This window comes from Paenibacillus sp. FSL K6-2441, assembly GCF_037964765.1.
Classification (GTDB): Bacteria; Bacillota; Bacilli; order Paenibacillales; family Paenibacillaceae; genus Fontibacillus; species Fontibacillus phoenicis.
Map to the genome: position 1 here is coordinate 2371839 of NZ_CP150174.1, position 17043 is coordinate 2388881.

The 17043-nt window shown below is 52.5% G+C and carries 13 protein-coding genes; 4 read left to right on the forward strand and 9 right to left on the reverse strand.

The features are described 5' to 3' along the window. Window positions 1-25 precede the first annotated feature (25 nt). The gene (locus tag NSQ80_RS10760; RefSeq protein WP_260070292.1) at window positions 26-1774 is read left to right on the forward strand and encodes an alpha-glycosidase; all 1749 of its coding nucleotides are present in this window, start codon (window positions 26-28) and stop codon (window positions 1772-1774) included. Window positions 1775-1804: 30 nt separating this feature from the next. Here NSQ80_RS10760 and glgA read toward each other — a convergent pair whose 3' ends face one another. Both glgA and glgB read right to left on the reverse strand, forming a co-directional pair. Next, window positions 1805-3235, reverse strand: coding sequence for a glycogen synthase GlgA (glgA, locus tag NSQ80_RS10765; RefSeq protein WP_339298949.1), 1431 nt, complete (start codon window positions 3233-3235; stop codon window positions 1805-1807). Next, the gene (glgB, locus tag NSQ80_RS10770) at window positions 3232-5163 is read right to left on the reverse strand and encodes a 1,4-alpha-glucan branching protein GlgB (RefSeq protein WP_323076572.1); all 1932 of its coding nucleotides are present in this window, start codon (window positions 5161-5163) and stop codon (window positions 3232-3234) included. Before glgB ends, glgA begins: the two co-directional genes overlap by 4 nt. A 179-nt stretch (window positions 5164-5342) precedes the next feature. On the opposite strand from glgB, the gene NSQ80_RS10775 reads away from it, so the two are divergent. After that, on the forward strand, window positions 5343-6563 hold the full coding sequence (locus NSQ80_RS10775; protein ID WP_339298951.1) for a glucose-1-phosphate adenylyltransferase: 1221 nt from the start codon (window positions 5343-5345) through the stop codon (window positions 6561-6563). A gap of 83 nt (window positions 6564-6646) precedes the next feature. On the opposite strand, the gene NSQ80_RS10780 is transcribed toward NSQ80_RS10775, so the two are convergent. The 6 genes from NSQ80_RS10780 to NSQ80_RS10805 form a co-directional block, all read right to left on the reverse strand. Further along, window positions 6647-7210 (reverse strand): GNAT family N-acetyltransferase, encoded by a 564-nt coding sequence (locus NSQ80_RS10780; RefSeq protein ID WP_339298953.1) that lies wholly within the window; start codon window positions 7208-7210, stop codon window positions 6647-6649. A gap of 28 nt (window positions 7211-7238) precedes the next feature. Beyond that, on the reverse strand, window positions 7239-8687 hold the full coding sequence (locus NSQ80_RS10785; RefSeq protein WP_323076574.1) for a HAMP domain-containing sensor histidine kinase: 1449 nt from the start codon (window positions 8685-8687) through the stop codon (window positions 7239-7241). Continuing rightward, window positions 8684-9382: a response regulator transcription factor gene (locus NSQ80_RS10790; RefSeq protein ID WP_009226166.1), complete on the reverse strand. Its 699-nt coding sequence runs from the start codon at window positions 9380-9382 to the stop codon at window positions 8684-8686. Before NSQ80_RS10790 ends, NSQ80_RS10785 begins: the two co-directional genes overlap by 4 nt. A gap of 29 nt (window positions 9383-9411) precedes the next feature. Then, the gene (locus tag NSQ80_RS10795; RefSeq protein WP_260070299.1) at window positions 9412-10668 is read right to left on the reverse strand and encodes a hypothetical protein; all 1257 of its coding nucleotides are present in this window, start codon (window positions 10666-10668) and stop codon (window positions 9412-9414) included. Between the two features lie 14 nt (window positions 10669-10682). After that, entirely contained in the window at window positions 10683-11417 is a 735-nt protein-coding gene (locus tag NSQ80_RS10800; protein ID WP_009226168.1) for an ATP-binding cassette domain-containing protein, read from the reverse strand. 124 nt (window positions 11418-11541) lie between these two features. Beyond that, complete coding sequence (locus tag NSQ80_RS10805; protein WP_232282340.1) at window positions 11542-12741, reverse strand: MFS transporter; 1200 nt, start codon at window positions 12739-12741, stop codon at window positions 11542-11544. A 164-nt stretch (window positions 12742-12905) separates the two neighbouring features. On the opposite strand from NSQ80_RS10805, the gene NSQ80_RS10810 reads away from it, so the two are divergent. Together NSQ80_RS10810 and NSQ80_RS10815 are read left to right on the forward strand one after the other, a co-directional pair. Then, window positions 12906-13823: a helix-turn-helix domain-containing protein gene (locus NSQ80_RS10810; RefSeq protein WP_009226170.1), complete on the forward strand. Its 918-nt coding sequence runs from the start codon at window positions 12906-12908 to the stop codon at window positions 13821-13823. Between the two features lie 109 nt (window positions 13824-13932). After that, window positions 13933-14700, forward strand: a complete 768-nt coding sequence (locus NSQ80_RS10815; protein WP_009226171.1) for an HAD family hydrolase — start codon at window positions 13933-13935, stop codon at window positions 14698-14700. A 22-nt stretch (window positions 14701-14722) separates the two neighbouring features. On the opposite strand, the gene NSQ80_RS10820 is transcribed toward NSQ80_RS10815, so the two are convergent. Next, window positions 14723-16999, reverse strand: coding sequence for a DNA topoisomerase 3 (locus NSQ80_RS10820; RefSeq protein ID WP_323076575.1), 2277 nt, complete (start codon window positions 16997-16999; stop codon window positions 14723-14725). Between the last annotated feature and the right edge of the window lie 44 nt (window positions 17000-17043).

Sequence of the window (17043 nt, forward strand, 5' to 3'; positions counted from 1 at the left end):
AATTTACGAGAGGAGGCGCCAATCCGTGCTGCTTGAAGCGCTCTACCATGTGCCCCGGGATAAATGGGCGTATGCCTATGATTCAACCACGATCCATCTTCGCATCCGGACCAAACGGGATGATGTGGAACAGGTTGTTGCGATGACCGGGGACAAATACGATTGGACGGGAACCTACCAGGAGCTGCCGATGGAAAAAACGGCCCATGATCGCATGTTCGACTATTGGGAGGTCGCTGTGCGTCCCAAGTTCAAGCGCCTTTCCTATGCCTTTAAGCTTACGGCGGGAACGGAAACGGTTTACCTGCTGGACACGGGGATTCAATCGGAGTCCCCTCAACCGCCGGGGGAATGCTTTGAATTCCCGTATATCCATGAAAACGAAGTAGTCCGGGTGCCGGAATGGGCGAAGCAAGCGGTCTTTTATCAGATTATGCCGGAGCGGTTCGCCAATGGAGACCCTTCCAATGACCCCAAGCCGGTCGAAGCCTGGGGAGGCAAGCCGACCCGTGAAAATTACTTCGGCGGCGATTTGCAGGGAATCATTGACCACCTGGACGATTTGACGGACCTGGGTATCACGGCGATTTATCTCACGCCTCTATTTTTGGCTCCGTCCAACCATAAATACGACACCGTCGATTATAAGCAGGTTGACCCTCACTTTGGGAACAACGACTTGCTGCGGGAGTTGGTTGAGCATTGTCATAACCGAGGGATCCGGGTGGTGTTGGACGCGGTCTTTAATCATTGCGGGGAGCATTTCCCTCCGTTCCAGGACGTCCTCAAACATGGAGAAGCCTCCCCTTATGCCGGTTGGTTTCATGTCAACCAGTTCCCTGCCAGAGTAGAGAACGGGATTCCGACTTATGATACGTTTGGGTTCTTCCCCAACATGCCTAAATTTAATACAGCGAACCCGGAACTTAAGAAGTATTTGCTGGAAGTCGCCGAATATTGGATTAAGGAAATCAAATTGGACGGCTGGCGGCTTGACGTCGCTAATGAAATCGATCATTCGTTCTGGCGGGAGTTCCGGCAGGTGGTGAAACAGGCAAACCCGGAAGCCTATTTGATCGGAGAGGTATGGAGTGACTCACTAAACTGGCTGCTGGGCGATCAATTTGATTCGGTGATGAATTATCCCTTTGCGGATAAAGTGCTGGAGTTTTTTAACGGCGGTGTAGACGGGGCTGCCTTCTCCGATGAGATGGGTGCGCTGATCATGCGATATCCGCATCAAACGAATGAAGTGATCTTCAACATGCTGGGAAGTCATGATACCCCGCGCCTGCTGACCCGCGTCGGCGGCGACAAGCGCAAGCTCAAGCTCTGCGTGGTGTTTCTGTTTACGTATATCGGGACGCCTTGTTTGTTTTACGGCGACGAGATCGGACTTACCGGCGACGGGGATCCCGATTGCCGAAAATGCATGGAGTGGGATCGCAGCAAACAGGACCGTGAGCTTTACGATTTCTACAAGCTGATGATCAGGTTGCGCAAGCAGCACCCGGCGCTTCGTCACGGTCATTTTCGATTTTTGCATGCGGAACCGGGGGATCCGTGCATCGTATACGAACGAATGGATGAGAAAATGCATTTTACCGTGTGGATGAACAATACCCCGAAGCCAGTCACCCTCACCCATCCGATGCAAACGAGCGATTGGCGAGATGCCCTCACCGAGGAAGCGGTGGTGCCGACGAACGGGGTAATGAGCATTTCCCTGGATCCCTATGGCTTCCGAATTCTGTACCGGCACATTCAAAAATAACGAAGAAAAAAGCGGACGAACGATCGTCCGCTATTTCTTCAGGCTTTCGTATATGTGGAGGTATTGTCTTGCCGATGCATCCCAGCCGTAATCGCCGGCGAACGCATTTGCTGTAATCCGGTGCCAATGCTCGGGCTGGCGGTAGAAGGACACCGCCCGGCGGAGCGTATACAACATATCGTGCGCGTTATAGTTGCGGAAGGTGAAGCCGTTGCCCTCGCCCGTAAATTCGTTGTAGGAGCGCACTGTATCGTTTAAGCCGCCGGTTTCTCGTACGACGGGGATCGTGCCGTACCGCAGCGCCAGAAGCTGGCTGATGCCGCATGGCTCAAACCGCGAAGGCATCAGGAAGATATCGCTGCCGGCATAGATGCGCCGGGATAACGCGTCGCTGAACTTGATTTGGACCGACAGCTTCCCGGGGTGACGCCATGCCGCTTCCCGGAACCAATCTTCATAAGCTCGGTCCCCTGTGCCTAGAAGCACAAACTGCACGTCATCCGTACTAAGCCATTCATCCATTACCCGAATCACCAAATCCAGCCCCTTTGGTTCAACTAGACGGGTAACCATCGAGATCAGCGGTGTATTTGGTGTCTCCGGCAGCCCGAGCTCCCGCTGAAGCGCTGGTTTATTAGCCCGCTTCTGCTCTAGGTTGCGTCCATAACGGGCAAAGAGCTCCAGATCGGTCTCCGGATCGTAAGCCCGGGTGTCAATTCCGTTCACGATTCCCGACAACCGGCCGCTGATTGAGCGAAGCAGACCGTCCAGCCCATAACCGTAATGCTCGGTCTTGATCTCCTCAGCATAAGTTGGGCTGACCGTCGTTACATGATCGGCGTAGACCAAGCCGGCTTTCATAAAGCTGACTTGATCGTAATACTCTACCCCTTCCGGCGTGAAGTAGTCCCAAGGGAGCCCCAACAGATCTCCCAGAATCTCTTTCGGAAAAATCCCCTGATATAACAGGTTATGTATCGTATAAACGGTCCGAATGTTCCGGTAATCGGGCCGATCGCGGTAATGCTCCCGCAGCAGCAGCGGGATCATCGCCGTATGCCAATCATGGCAATGGATAATGTCTGGCATAAACCCGGTAAGGGGAAGCAGCTCCAGCACCGCCCGATCCAAAAACGCAAACCGCTCGCCGTCATCCCAATGGCCATAGATCCCTACTCTGCCAAAATAGTCCTCGTTATCGATCATATACACGGGGATCCCTTCCCAATCCAGCCGGGATATTCCGCCGTACTTGTTCCGCCATCCGACTGGCACCATGCCGGTGCCGAGATGATGCAGACGTTCACGGTAAATTTGCGGCAGCTCGCGATATCTTGGCATGATCACCCGTACATCATGGCCGGCTTCGATCAACGCCTTGGGCAGTGCCCCAATCACGTCAGCCAGGCCTCCGGTCTTAATAAACGGCGCGACTTCGGCCGCAGCAAACAAAATCTTCATCGTTTCGCCCTCCTTCTTGGCGCTTGACGCTTCCACACCGTCATGCTCAGCGGAGGAAGCGTAACGGTCAGGCTTTGGGGCCTACCGTTCCAAGCCGTTTTTTCGCTCAAATGCAGCTTGGGCTGCTGGTGCCCGAACCCGCCGAAATGAACATCATCACTGTTAAATACAAGCTCGTACCGTCCAGGCAATGGAACGCCAACACGATACTCCCTTCGCTCCTCAGGCAGAAAATTCAGCAGCACCAGCAACAGCTCCTGCGGCTGCTTTCCTTTTCGCACATACGCAATCACACTTTGTTTGTCATCGTCCGGGATCATCCACTGAAACCCCTCAGGCGCATGATCCTGCTCCCACAGCGCCGGCTCTTGCAGATAAAAGCGATTTAGCGCCTGGCAATACCCATGAATCTGCCGATGTGACTCGTAATCAAGCAGGAACCAATCCAGCTCCCCTTGATCACGCCACTCGATAAATTGGCCAAATTCTCCGCCCATAAATAACAGTTTTTTCCCTGGAGTTGTCAGCTGATACCCAAGTAACAGACGAAGTCCGGCGAATTTTTGCTCGTAGCTGCCAGGCATTTTGTCCAGCAGCGATTTTTTGCCGTGCACGACCTCGTCATGGGAGAGCGGCAGCGTAAAATTCTCCGAATAGGCGTACCAAATCGGGAACGTAAGCAAGTGATGACGGTGAGGTCTTTCGCTGAACGGAGTTTCAAAATAATCCAACGTATCGTTCATCCACCCCATATTCCACTTGTAATTAAAGCCAAGTCCACCCTGATGCGCAGGGGCGGTCACTAACGGCCATGCGCTGGACTCTTCCGCCATCATCAAAGCATGCGGGAAGTAGCGGAACACCGCAGTATTGAGCTGCCGCAGGAATTCTATCGCCTCCAGATTTTCGCTGCCGCCCTTTTCGTTACGCGCTGCCGCCCAGGACGGTTTCTCGAAATCGTAACGAATCATGCTGGTCACGGCGTCGACTCTCAGCCCGTCGAAATGATACTTTTCAAGCCAATATATCGCGCTGGAGATCAAAAAAGAACGTACCTCGGGTTTACTGAAATCAAAGCTGAGCGTCCCCCATCCCGGTTTCTCCGCTTTGGCCGGATCGGCGTACTCGAACAGGGGCGTTCCGTCAAAAAGACGCAGCCCGTGATCATCCTTCGTAAAATGGCCCGGCACCCAGTCGAGCAACACACCAATCCCGGCCTGATGACAGCAATCCACGAAATACATTAAGTCCTGCGGCTCCCCATACCGGCTGGTAGGGGCAAAATAACCCGTCGCTTGATATCCCCATGATAAATCATACGGATGCTCACATAGAGGCATGATTTCGATATGGGTGTAGCCCATCTCTTTCACGTAGGGGATTAACAAATCCGCCATCTCTCGGTATGTGTAAAAAGAACCGTCGGGCCGTTGCCGCCAGGTCCCGAAGTGAAGCTCATAAATGTTGATTGGCCGTGCGTAAGGTGCGCTGCGGTTCTGGATCCACTTCTCATCTCCCCAAACGTAGTTGTCCAATTCAGTGATGATGGAAGCTGTTTTTGGCCGCACTTCTGCATAAAAAGCATATGGATCTGCCTTCAAGCGGGTCTCCCCATCCGGCCCGGTCAAAGCATACTTGTAAAAACTTCCAACCGGAACATCCGGAAAAAAACGAGTCCAAATTCCCGAATCGGGTATCTTATATAGTACATCACGTGTCCCCTTCCAACCGTTCCAGTCGGCGACAACGGCGACTTGGCATGCATTCGGGGCCCAAACGGTAAAGCGAACTCCACGTCTTCCCCCTTCGGTTACGGGATGGGCGCCAAACGTGCGGTAGCTTTGATACAATGTCCCCTCGCGGAACAAGTAAATATCCGTGGGGGATACGGCGGAAGCCCATGCTGATTCGAACCTGGCATCAAACAAATCTGTCACCACCTTTACAACGGATGAAAGAACGTCAACTGTTTTAAGAAATTCAAAAAATTTTCAGTATTTACATCAAAAATGTGTAATACTTTCGGATATTTTCCATAATTTATTCCATCTACATTATATCCTAATGTATGTGCCTCACAGACCAAAACATGCGGGAGGGAAATGAAATGAGGAAAAAGGACTGTATTGCAATGCTTCTTGCCGGCGGAGAGGGGCGACGATTATCTCCGCTGACCACCAAGCAGGCGAAACCGGCCGTGCATTTTGGCGGACATTACCGGATCATCGATTTTCCTCTCAGCAACTGCGTCAACTCCGGAATTGATACGATTGGGGTTTTGACGCAATATGAAGCGGCTTCGCTCCATGAGCATATTGGCGAAGGAGAACCATGGAAGCTGAAGCACTCCGAGAATGGCGGGATCACTTTGCTGCCATCGTATCGGGAAGGCGTTGAGGAATATACGGGAACGGCGGACGCCATATACAAGAACATGGCATTTGTCGATGGTCATTCGCCCAAATACGTCCTGATCCTTTCTGGAGACCATATTTACCATATGGACTACCGTCACATGTTGGATTTCCATCTCAGTCACCAGGCGAAAGCAACGATTTCGGTCATGCCGGTACCCTGGGAAGAAGCCCATCGCTTTGGCATCATGACGAAGGATGAGCACAACCGCATTACCGAGTTCGAGGAGAAGCCGGCGCAGCCCACTAGTAATCTCGCCTCGATGGGTATCTATTTGTTTGATTGGGAGTTCTTAAAGCGACAGCTCGAGGAAGATGCAGCCAATCCGAACTCCAGCCATGATTTTGGCAAGGACTTAATCCCGAAAATGTTGGCAGGCAGCGAGCCGCTGCACGCGTATGAATTTAAAGGGTATTGGCGGGACGTAGGAACGGTTCAAAGTCTATGGGAAGCACATATGGATTTGCTGGTTGAGTCCTCCGAATGGAAGCTTCATCGTGAGGATTGGCCGATGTTTACCCGAGAACGGCCGCTCATGCAAGGATGGGTTAAAAAACGTCACACCCACTTCCCTTCCTCCCTCATCCATGATCACTGTTCACTCGAAGGATATGTAGAACGTTCGGTTATTTTCGCCGGCACGGAAATTGGCCGGTACTCCCGAATCAATGACAGCGTCATTATGCCGGGCGCGAAAATCGGCCGTAACGTCGTGATCGAGCGGGCGATTATCGGTGAAGGCGCCATCATCAAAGACGGTACTGTCATCAAAGCGGAGCCTGGAGATATCAGCGTTGTGGCCCCTTACGAAACCGTGTATGCCAAACCGGTAAGCCGACCTCAGCCCTCCCGCTTGCTTCAGGAAGTGTACGATAACGCCCCTCGGCTTCGGGCCGAAGGCTTGCTCTCCTAACCAAAAAGGGGCCGCTTCGAAAGAATCCATGGATGATCTTTCGAGGCGGTCCCTTTCGGTTCTGTATGTGCTTTTAATCGGTGTTAAACTTGTGCATATAAATCAGCGTCCAGCTGATATAAATTGAATTCGCGTCCGTTATTGCTGCCCGTTCCTTGGAGCTGATACCCTAAGCCCTCGTATAACTGAGTAAGCTTCTGGTTCTGGTTCCAGCAGTCAAGCCGTATGCCGGGACGTCCCAGCGCCTTGGAACGTTTAGCAGCATAACGTAGAATTTCACTGCTCAGCCCGCGACCGCGGTAAGCCAAACGGATCGTGAGCCGGTGCAGGTAACTGTAACCGGGAACGTTCAGCTCGCCCCAATAATCGGGATCTGAATCCTGCAGCGTAAACAAGGCCACCGGTTCGCCTGACTCCTGCAGCAGGTAAATTTCACGATCTTCAAAATATGACCGAATCAGCTCCGGTGTAAATTGCTGCGGATTCCACTGATTCACGCCATTTTCTTGCATCCAAGTCGCGGCTTCTACCAGGACCTGCCGCACCGTCTCCGAATCATCTTCGCCTGCCAGTAAGACGTCAAGCGTTTCCTGAGCCGTTTCAAGTTTATCGATGAGCTGCTCCAAAGCAGGTTCCCTTCTCTCCATGAATTTCTAATCTCTATTTATTCTCTCTCTATTGAGGCTTTGTCTCCGTTTCGGCTGCAGCTTCTTCCCTTTGGGTGTCGCTTAACAGCGGCAAGATCACAGAGACGGTCGTCCCAACGCCAAGCTCGCTCTGAATTTCCATTTCCCCATGATGCAGCTCAACCAACTGCTGACTGATTGCGAGTCCCAGCCCGGTACCGCCGCCCTGGTGATTCACCTGGAAGAAACGATCTTTCACTTTGTTTAAATACTCCTCGCTAATGCCAATCCCCGAATCGATGACATCCACTTTCACACGTTCCGCATCCAGACGGTCGATGACCAGATGAATCCAGCTTTGTTCATGGGAAAACTTGATCGCATTGTCCACCACGTTCAAGAACACTTGCTTCAGACGGTTGCCGTCCCCGCTGACAATGGCGGTGCCGTCGGTTTTATCCTCGAGCTTCAACTGAATATGCTTCTGTTCCGCCTTTGCCCAGACGTTGAGCATCGTCTCCTGAAGCAGTTCTTTGAGGTTCACCTCTCCGATCACCAGCTTCATCTCGTTGGATTGCAGCTTCGAGAAATCAAGGATTTCCTCGACAAGTCCAATCAAGCGATCGGTTTCTTTCGCGATAATCCCTATCCCAATCTTCGTCTCCTCAGGATCGAAGCCGCCGGAGGTTAACGTCTCGCTCCAGCCCTTAATCCCGGTCAGCGGCGTGCGCAGCTCGTGTGAAATCGATGAGATAAAATCATCCTTGATCTGATTGCTGCGGACGATCTCTTCGGCCATATAGTTTAAGGTAGCCGCCAGCTCACCGAGCTCATAACGGTAATTGCCTTTGATTCGCGCATCGAATTTCCCTCTGGCCATTTGCGCCGATACGTCGCGAATATTATTAATGGGCTTAACGATCGAGTTCGCCAATCCGATGCTAAACAGCGTAACGATGGCCAATACGGCCACCGAAACCGCAATCGACATAAAGGTCAAGTTCAGCAGCTTGGAATTTACTGACTCCATCGAGGTGACGTAGCGGACGATGTATTGCGTATGTCCTTGGATCTGCAGCGGCCTTGAAACGGCCATCACCAGCTCACCGGTCGCCGGCTGCCGCCCGATCCATTTGCCGACGTTCCCGGCTAACGCTTGCGGAACATCGCTGGTCTGAATCGCTTTGTCGGCTTGAAACGGATTGGTGCTTGCCTTGACCTCGCCGTTGCGATCCAGAATCATCAGCTCGGTATTATCCAGCTCAAAGGTGCGGAGCATTTCCGTAAAATAATCCGGATCCCCCTCCGTATTCAACCGGACGAATTTCTGGAAGTAGTCCGAAGCCCACATCGAGTGATTGGACATGTGATTATAGATCGTATCGTAATAATACATGCGAATGGCCAACGTGAAAATAACCTCGACCATAAACAAGGTTACGAATACAACGATGAAATAGTGTAAGACGATTTGCCGTCCAATCCCTTTCTTGATCATTGTCCCTCGCCTTTCCACTTATAACCGTGCCCCCACACGGTTTGCAGGAAAGCCGGTTCGGACGGGTTCGTTTCAATCTTCTGCCGCAAACGGCGAATATTCACATCCACGATCTTTGGATCGCCCATATATTCCTTACCCCAGACGTGATCCAAAAGTACATCACGGCTCAGCGGGGTATTCTCCTTCTCCAGGAAGAACTGAATCAACGAAAACTCCGTTGGGGTCAGCTCAATCAGCCGCCCGTTCTTCTTAAATTGCTTGGAGATCAAATCCAGCGTAAACGGTCCGGACGTAAACGTCACCTTCGCACTGCTCTCGCGGTAGACATTGACCCGGCGCAGCAGAGACTGAATGCGGGCGATCAGCTCGGTTGGGCTAAACGGCTTGCTGACATGATCATCCGCCCCAACGGACAACGCATAGACCTTATCCTGCTCCTGCACTTTGGCCGTGAGGAAAATAATCCCGATCCGTTCATTCGTTTCGCGGATCCGCCGGCACACCTCAAAGCCGTCAATCCCCGGCACCATCACGTCGAGGAGCGCGATGTCAATGTCCGGAACGCTTTGCAGCTTGCTTAACGCTTCGTTGCCGTCCGCCGCTTCAAGCACATCGAAGCCGTTTCGTTTCAAGTTAATGACGATAAAACTCCGGATGGACTCTTCGTCCTCCAAAATCAGCACTTTGCTCAATTTGGTTGCCCCCTCTTTCAAAAAACGGCTTAACGTTTAATTTCCGTCTCGCCTTTATTGACTTTTAAATCTGTATGGCTGAGGAACCCGATGACCTTATCGGCATCCCGTGCAAGCAGCTCCCAATCCCCTTTATTGCGCTCCCATTCCGACAGCGTAAAGAAGCGGATTTCCGCCACAGGCTCATTCGTATCGATCTTGACGAAAATTAGGTGCTCATTTTTGTCGGATTTCGTATCGATCGTCACATTGCCTTGCCATTCTTTCGGGAAGTTGAAGTAGAAACGTCCAGCCATATCCATATATTGCTGCATGACGAATTTGAGGCCTTCGTTCTCATCCCACTGGTAATAGGAGAACAGCCATGGAATTTCATCAAATGAAATATACTCCCAGCCTTTGGGCTTCTCCAGCATACCGATTTCCAGCAACCCATCATTATTGACGTCACCGCTGAGAATCGGATACCCTTTGAGCGTCATATCCTGTGAAGGCAGCAGGTTGACGAGCTCCCCATCCTTCATCACGATCACCGTCGAGAAGGCGGAATGGGTTCCCACCGTTGCGTCAAGAATAATCCCTTTTAGGTTGGGCGTAATGTTACCGCTGACCGCATTATAATACTCGCTGATCGGATCGTCGAGTTCCAGATGGCTTAATTCCTTAAAAGATCCGTCATATTGATACGTTGTAACCGTTGTATACTGCTCGCGTTTTAAGTTCACAACCGTGATATCCGGAATGTTATCCTGATTCAGATCGTCCACCATAAAATAATTGTACGGCAACGCGATCGCCTTCTCGACTTCGCTGCCGTTATAAGTATATACGGTTAATCCTTTTTGCAGCTCATCGGAGCCGCTGGAGAAGCCAGCGATAATCTCCAGATTGCCGTCGCCGTTTAAGTCCAGCAGATCAAACGTTTCAAGGACCTGACCTTCGCCATCAAAACGTACCTTCAGCACCCAGGAGTTCCCCTGATGCTCTAAAATCATCCCGTGGATCCGCACCGCTTCATCCGGCGTCTCATAGAAGACCACCGCCTCCTTGATCCCGTCGTTGTTCAGGTCAGGCGTGCGAATAGAGCTGATATTGCGGACGTCCCGCGGCGAGACGATCTCTCCGCCTTTCAGCTCGGCCTTAATGACGCTGATTAGCGATGCACGGTCGGTGGAGAGCTGCGGCGTTTGCATCAAGGATTTCGGATCGCTGATCACGCTGCAGCCGCTTAGGATCAGAAGCAGGCAAGCTCCAGCCCAAGCGGATAATCCCCTCTTAGTCAACATGCTCATCACTCGTTTCATACCAGATCAATCAGGCGTTTCTCTTCCATCGAGAGCCGCCGTCCGGACACGTCAAGCTTGATCTTTCCTTCAGAAAGTCCCCAGATCCGGGTGCAGTAACGCTCCGCCAATTCCAGCGGCAACGCCGTAATGACGATCTTATTTTGTTGCGTGCAAAGCTCCTTTAACGTTTCCAGCACGCGTTCCGCCGACTTAGGGTCCAGCCCGATTACCGGCTCGTCCGCAGCCAGGAAGCTAGCTCCGTGAACCAGCGCCCGGCAGATGGCCACACGTTGGCGCTCACCGCCGCTCAGCTTACCGGCTTTGACGTGGGCTTTGTCCAGCAGGCCGTATTTCTCCAGCTCGTCCATCGCGCCCATGTAATCGTCCGACCGTACCATCCCGGTCAGCCGGCGAAGAAGCGGAGTTTGTCCCACTTGTCCGATCAGGACATTTTTTAGCGCGGTTTTCTCCGGATACAAGGAGGGGTTCTGTTCGAGATAAGCGCATTGGGAGCGATATTTCTGTGAGCCGCGTCCGCCGCCTTCAATCACTTTGTCCCCGTTCCATGTATAATCGCCCCGATTCCAGCGTTCACGCAGCGCCAAGCAACGAAGGAGCATGCTTTTGCCGCTGCCGCTTGCCCCGACAACGCCAATCATTTCCCCTGCACCAAACTGGACGGTAATATCGCGAAGCACCTTCTTCTTATTTCCATCCACCGATTTCTGCAAGTGGTTGACTCTGATCATGTCCGATTTCTCCTTTTACGATTAAGAGGTACTCAAAGTTGTTGTTCACCTTTTTTGAACTAACATGAAATTTGCAATACCCTTTCTTACCCTTTAGTGTATTGGAAAAATCAACGAAAATCCATTACAGCCTGTTCATATTTACGCTTTTTTTGTAAAGCTCCGGCCGGAATACCAGCCCGGATGCGGAAAACAACAGATAAGCCGAGCCCAGAAGGATGAATAACATCGGAGCCGCGCCTAGCTGCATGGCCGCTCCACCGAGGTTCGGGCCGATGATGCTGCCAAAGTTAAAATGAAAGGAAGCAATCACATTAGCGACCGGAAGCAAATGACGCGGAAGCAAATCCGCGGCATACGCCAGGCCCAGCGAGAAGAACGAACCCACCAAGCCGCCTGCGCCCATGAACAATAGAAGCAACGCCATAAAATGACTCCCAGCCAATGGAACAGCCAGAAACAGGAGTCCACCGGTGAGTCCTGCGGTCATCAGCACTTTTTTGCGGCCGAACCGGTCGCTTAGGATGCCAAGCGGGAGCTGAAGAATCAGGCCGCCGATGCCAAAGAACGGCAGCAATGCCGCGATATCCGCAGCGCTAAGCCCCGAACGTAAGCCGTAAATCGGAAAGTTGCTGTTCATGGAGGCTTCCATATATCCGTAAAGCAAGGCAGGCAGCAGTGCGAACCATGCCAGCCGGTAGATTTGCGGAACCTTGCGCGGAGCACCGGCTTCCTCCTGACGAACTGGTTCCGGCGCACGATCCGGCAAATACAAGGCGGCTAGGATCACGATGGTGAGGAACAGGATCGCCAGCAAAACGAACGGAACAGCCTGCCCGTATTCCAGCAGCCGGATGCCCAGCGGTCCAATGCTGAAGCCAAGCCCGTATGACATCCCGTACAAGGAGATGTTCCGGCCTCTTTTGTCCTGCGGCGATACAAGAATGATCCAGAGCTGCGAGGTAAAATGAATCGCACTATCCCCGATCCCGACAAGCAATCTCAGGATGAACCACAGCCGTAAATCCGATACCAGCGGAAACACCGGCAAAGCGAGCATAACGAGGACGACGCCGCTCAGCAGCAAGAGCTTAAACCCGGTGCGACGCAGCAGCTTCTCCGCCACCAGCGACATGGCAAACGATCCGACATAAAGGGCTGCAGCATGCAGCCCATTTACGGAGGAGGAGATCCCCCTTTCTTCCATAAATATGGACAACACCGGCAGCAGCAGCCCTTGACTGAGCCCCGCGATAATAATGACAGAGATCAGAATAAAGGTTGGGGTAAATACACGATGGGTCCTTCTGATCGAGCTTTCCAAAATGAAAACACTCCTTAAAAAACAAAGAAAAATCGTCAATATGTTGACGACTTTTCCCCAAATGATATTTTCCGAATAATCCTTTAACATTATAGTAGACAATCCACTACCGAACAAGCCATAATGAATCTGAATGCAAAGTTCTTTGGGAGGTTAGTTCAATCATGGCCTATGACGTGAAAGTGGACCATTCTTTGGTCTACGAACTGATCAGCAGCTTTATGATATATACGACACAAAAATGGGTGAATAATCTCGATGTCGGCCTGGAATGGATTGCCGAGGTTGACGCCCGCCTCGCGCCGGAGGAGCGGCAACAATTTGCCGAAGCGGCCAAGTACCCGTTCACAGACTATGACGTCTTGTACGTTTGGGCCTTGGAGCGAAACGGTGCGGTGGATATCCCGCAATTTCTGAACGACATCGCGGAAAGCTCTGTCGTGTCCCTTTACGACCGTACTAAATCCTACATTCCCACTGTGAGTAGTGAGACAATCGAACGGATTCAAAGCAGCTATATCCCGTTGCTGAAATGCTGGCACCGGCTTTATATGGCTTCCATCAAGAATCAATTCCTCCCGTTGCTGGAGGAAGATGCAGCCGAGAAGCATACGCTGCTGCAAAAGATGGACACCGACGCGCTGATCGAATACGCCTCCGGCGGGTTGGTGTTGGAGCCTTTGAAGCCAATCTCCTTGGTCGTGTTAACCCCATCGATCCATTTTCGGCCGATTAATACATACGTCTTCTACGAAAACGTGCTGTTCATCCAATACCCGCTCGATATTCCAGAGCTCGATGAGGATGAGCCGCCGATGGTATTAAAACGTCTGACCCGGGCCCTGGCCGAACCGCAGCGGTTGCGCCTCCTCCGCTACGTTGCCGATGAACCTAAATCGATGCAAGATATGCTGAAGGATCTAGGGGAACCTAAAGATCAGTTGATGCACGACTTGATGCGTCTGCGGGTCGCTGGCTTGCTGCGCATCCATCTGCTCGCCCAGGATACGGAGAAGTTCAGTATCCGTCCGGACGGGGCGGCGGAGCTCCAAATGTTCCTGGAATCCTATATTCGGCTGTAGTTTGATTTTATCGTAGGGCAGTCTGCTTTGGCGGGACGCTTCCGCTTGTGTTAGGATAGAGCTATACGTAGAGACAAGCGTGTCTTGGATAAGGAGTGACCCGTGAGAAATGAAAACACCCTCGACTCAACAAGTTATTTTTGATTTAGATGATACCTTGATCCATTGCAATAAATATTTTGATCTGATCCTGGATCAATTCGCTGACCTGATGACCGATTGGTTTAAGACGTATGGCATCTCGACGAAAGAGATCCGGGAGAAACAAACGGAAATCGATGTTGCCGGGGTTCATCAAATCGGGTTTGCCAGCTCGCATTTTCCCGAATCGTTGGTGGACACCTACCGATATTACGCTAGAGTTACGGGACGGAAGGCTCTTCCAGAAGAAGAGGAGCGTCTGATGAAGCTGGGGCTCAGCGTCTATGAGCAGCCCATCGAACCGTATCCCGGTATGGTCGAAACCTTAAATCTGCTTCGCAGCCAAGGCCATGAGCTGCACTTGTACACCGGCGGCGACACTGTGATCCAACAACGTAAAATCGAGCAGATGCGGCTCGCCGAGTATTTTCAGGATCGGATCTACATTCGTCAGCACAAAAATGCGAAAGCTTTAGAGGAGATTCTCCAGTCGCGGCGGTTTGATCGTTCCCGAACCTGGATGATCGGCAACAGCCTGCGGACGGATGTCATGCCGGCCCTTTCCGCCGGGATTAAGGCGATTTACATCAAAATCCCTAATGAGTGGCTGTACAATATCGTGGAGCTCCAGCATGACGGGGATTCGGAAATGCACACCGTCACTTCGTTGGTAGAAGTTCCCCGTGTAATCTTTAACCATATTCATCAAACCCAACGGCAAAAACGGACCCTATAGAGGTCCGTTTTGTTCGTTTCACTTAAGTTCGGGAAGGCTCCGCCTCCATCAGCTCCAGCTTGCCGGTCGTGCGATCGACCAAGGAGATGCGGGCTTTTACCTCGCCCCCCTCGCGTTTGAAGGATAACAGCTGGGTTTGGCCTTTCGTCAAGAGCGCGTTTAACATGGCCGGCGAGATTTTCTTGCCGCCGAACTCCTTCCAGATGACGAAGCCGCAGCCCTGCTTGTAATGCGTGCAGCCATAGCCCTTGCGGCCTTCGATGATTTGACCGCCGCAGCCTTCGCGCGGGCAGGGCGCCAGCGGTTGCAGGCTGCCTGCCGGCAACTGCTTCGCGGCGGCTTGGGCTGTGCGGCGCTCACTCGCCCCCGAAGCGGCGGCGGATCGTCCCGTTTTACCGCCGCTGCTGCTTCGGCTTCCGCGCCGGTTGCCCTTCTCCGTCTCGGCCGTCGCGAACATGGAGGCGTCCGCTTTTTGCTGCGTTCGCACCTTCTCGATTATCGATATGGTGAATCGGCGCACGTTCTCCATAAACTGCTCCCGCGCCGCTTCCCCCTTGGAAATCTGATATAATCGGCGCTCCCATTGCCCCGTCATCTCCGGCGAGGTCAGCAGCTCGACGCCGGCGCGGCGGATCAGCTCTACGGCGGTCCGGCCTTTTTGCGTCACCGTAATCTTTTTCCCTTGCATCGTAATGTATCCGACGTTCTTTAACCGCTCAATTGTTGCCGCCCGGGTGGCTGGAGTGCCGAGTCCGGCATCCTTCATCGCTTCGCGCAGCTCCTCGTTCTCCAGGTTCTTCCCGGCGCTTTCCATCGCTTTAAGCAGCGTACCTTCGGTATAATGCTTTGGCGGCTGGGTTGCCTTCTCCTTCGCTTCAGCGCCTGTGCATTGCACCGGACGGTTACGGTCGATCTCGAACGGCTCGCTGATCAGCTCTTCGGTTTCGTCCTCCTCGTCCTTCTTCTTGCCGCGTCCTTTTCCGGCTTTGGCTCCGTCATCGCCAGGAAGACATACCTTCCACCCCAGCGACAGCAGCTCCTTCACGTTGGTTTTAAACGTTTCGCCTTCCACTTCAGTCAGCACGGTATGTTGCTTATACTCCGCCGCCGGATAGAAATGGGACAGGAAGCGACGGATCACGAGATCGTAGATGTTCTGCTCCTCTTTGCTTAACGTGCCTGGACGCCGAAGCGTCGGCAGGATTGCATGGTGGTCCTCCACCCGAGACGGATTGCACACGGCCTTGTTGCCGACATGCACCAGATTCGGACGACCGCCTTCCGCCAGTTCCTTGTAGCTCGACGATTTCAGCATGTGCAGCACCTTATGCATCCCGTCGATATTTTGCTCGGTCACATAGTTGGAGCTTGTCCGCGGATAGGAGATCACCTTATGGCGTTCATAAAGCGCCTGGGCGATATCCAGCGTCTTCTTGGCGGAATAGCCGAACTTGGCATTCGCTTCCCGCTGCAGCAACGTCAAATCGTACAGCTTATACGGATACTCCTTCGTTTCTTTCACTTCGTATTCGGTGATCCGCCCTTCCTTCCCGCGAACCTTCGTGGCAATGGCCTCAGCCTTCTCCTTATCCGTCAACCGGTCCCCCTGCCAGCTGCCGGTATACTTCCGGGTATCCTGCTCAAATTCCGCTTTGATTTCATAGTAGGTCAGGGAATCAAAGTTCTCGATTTCCTTCTGCCGGTCGTAAATCAGCGCCAGCACCGGAGTTTGTACCCGTCCAACGGACAGCAGCTCCCGATGTTTGGTCGTAAACGCACGCGTCGCGTTCATCCCGATCAGCCAATCTGCTTCGCTGCGCGCCCGCGCGGCCTGCGTTAGGTTCTCGAACTCGGACGCATCATGCAGCTCGGCAAACCCTTTGGCGATACTCTCATTGGTCAAGTCAGAAATCCATAACCGCTTGACGGGCTGGGTTAACTTTAACTGCTGCTGGATCAACGCAAATATGTACTGTCCTTCGCGGGCGGCATCGCACGCATTAACGATCATATTGCAGCGTTTCGCGAGCTCGCCGATGGTTTTCAACTGATCCTTCGTGCGCGGATTCGGCACAATCTTGAACCGATCCGGCAGAATCGGCAGGTCGTTGAAATTCCAGCGTTTGTATTTTTCATCATAGGCATCCGGTTCGGCCAATCCTAACAAATGGCCTATCGCCCAAGTAATGATGTAGCGCTCTCCCTCCAGGTAGGATCGGTTGTTTTTCGCCTTCGGCTCAATCACGGCGGCGATCGTCCGTCCCATATCCGGTTTTTCGGCTATTACGAGCGTTTTCATGCTTAAGGGCCCCTCTTCCTCTGTCTCTTAAATCTAAAAAAGAG

Coding starts and splice junctions, on each gene's coding strand:
- glgA (WP_339298949.1), bottom strand. CDS start 3,235: ATGAAGATTTTGTTTGCTGCGGCCGAAGTCGCGCCGTTTATTAAGACC.
- NSQ80_RS10775 (WP_339298951.1), top strand. CDS start 5,343: ATGAGGAAAAAGGACTGTATTGCAATGCTTCTTGCCGGCGGAGAGGGG.
- NSQ80_RS10780 (WP_339298953.1), bottom strand. CDS start 7,210: ATGGAGAGAAGGGAACCTGCTTTGGAGCAGCTCATCGATAAACTTGAA.
- NSQ80_RS10785 (WP_323076574.1), bottom strand. CDS start 8,687: ATGATCAAGAAAGGGATTGGACGGCAAATCGTCTTACACTATTTCATC.
- NSQ80_RS10795 (WP_260070299.1), bottom strand. CDS start 10,668: ATGTTGACTAAGAGGGGATTATCCGCTTGGGCTGGAGCTTGCCTGCTT.
- NSQ80_RS10800 (WP_009226168.1), bottom strand. CDS start 11,417: ATGATCAGAGTCAACCACTTGCAGAAATCGGTGGATGGAAATAAGAAG.
- NSQ80_RS10810 (WP_009226170.1), top strand. CDS start 12,906: ATGGCCTATGACGTGAAAGTGGACCATTCTTTGGTCTACGAACTGATC.
- NSQ80_RS10815 (WP_009226171.1), top strand. CDS start 13,933: ATGAAAACACCCTCGACTCAACAAGTTATTTTTGATTTAGATGATACC.
- NSQ80_RS10820 (WP_323076575.1), bottom strand. CDS start 16,999: ATGAAAACGCTCGTAATAGCCGAAAAACCGGATATGGGACGGACGATC.